This is a genomic window from Micromonospora globbae (assembly GCF_003610785.1).
Lineage (GTDB): Bacteria > Actinomycetota > Actinomycetes > Mycobacteriales > Micromonosporaceae > Micromonospora > Micromonospora globbae.
In genome coordinates this window covers 1-1,435 of the sequence record NZ_RAQQ01000091.1, presented here as the reverse complement: position 1 = coordinate 1,435, position 1,435 = coordinate 1, and the positions used below count along the sequence as shown (strand labels likewise).

The 1,435-nt window shown below is 67.5% G+C and carries 1 protein-coding gene; it reads left to right on the top strand.

Going from position 1 to position 1,435, the window contains the following annotated elements:
- The first annotated feature begins 121 nt into the window (after positions 1-121).
- Positions 122-1,342: an IS256 family transposase gene (locus D7I43_RS32420; protein ID WP_120332339.1), complete on the top strand. Its 1,221-nt coding sequence runs from the start codon at positions 122-124 to the stop codon at positions 1,340-1,342.
- Positions 1,343-1,435: the final 93 nt, after the last annotated feature.

The window sequence follows — 1,435 nt, the reverse complement described above, 5'->3', positions numbered from 1 at the left end:
GGTTGCGTCCCGCCGGGTGGTGTAGAAGCTGACCTGCCACGGCGTGCCGCCGAGATAGGGGTGGGTCATCGCGTGAGTCTCTGTGTGAACGACCAAGAACACGCAGAGGACGGAGTACGCGATGACCCTGGACCAGTCTGCCTTGTTGGAGGTGCTGGATGCACTCAAGGCAGCGGAGGTGAATGATCGTGTCCGGCAGGCGGCGGAGACGATCTATCAGGCGTTGATCGAGGCGGAGTTGACCGCGGTGATCGGCGCCGCCCCGCATCAGCGCAGCGAGACCCGCGTGGCGCAGCGCAACGGCCACCGGCCCCGGACGCTGACCACCACCGCCGGCGACCTCGATCTGCGGATCCCGAAGCTGCGGACCGGTTCGTTCTTTCCGAGTCTGCTGGAGCGGCGCCGGCGGGTGGATCAGGCGCTGTTTGCGGTGGTGATGGAGGCCTACCTGCACGGTGTGTCCACCCGCAAAGTCGACGACCTGGTCAAAGCCCTGGGTGCGGACAGCGGGATCTCCAAGTCGGAGGTGTCGCGGATCTGCGCCGACCTGGACGAGGAAGTGGGTGCCTTCCGCGACCGGTCCCTGGCCTCGGCCGCGTTCCCCTACGTCTTCCTCGACGCGACCTACTGCAAGGCCCGCGTCAACCGGCGAGTCGTCTCCCAAGCGATCGTGGTCGCCACCGGGGTCCGCGCCGACGGGTGGCGGGAAGTACTGGGCTTCGCCGTCGGCGACAGCGAGGACGGCGCCTTCTGGACCGCGTTCCTGCGCTCACTCAAGGCCCGCGGGCTGGGCGGGGTGCAGCTGGTCATCTCCGACGCCCACACCGGCCTCAAACAAGCCATCGCCGCGGTGCTGCTCGGCGCGGCCTGGCAACGCTGCCGCGTGCACTTCCTGCGCAACGTCCTGGCCCAGGTGCCCAAAGGCAACGCGGAAATGGTCGCCGCGGCGATCCGCACCATCTTCGCCCAACCCGACGCCGCCCACGTCCGCGAGCAACTCGACGTCATCGCCGGCATGCTCGGCCGGCAGCTACCCAAGGTCGAAACGATGCTCCGCGACGCCGCACACGACCTGCTCGCCTTCACCGGATTCCCGCCCAGCCACTGGAAGAAGATCTGGTCGACGAATCCGTTGGAGCGGCTGAACAAGGAGATCAAACGCCGCACCGACGTCGTCGGTGTATTCCCCAACCCCGAAGCCCTGCTCCGCCTCGCCGGCGCCGTCCTCGTCGAAGCCCACGACGAATGGCAGACCGGCGACCGCCGCTACCTCGCCGAAGGCACCATGGCCCAGATCAACACCACCGCGAGCGCCCCCACCAGCGAACTCATCGCTGCCTGACCAGACCCGTTGTCAGCTCGACAACGAACCGGAAAACTGAACAGCACACAGGGCCTCACGCAGGCGATCTACACCACGCCACGGGACGTGACC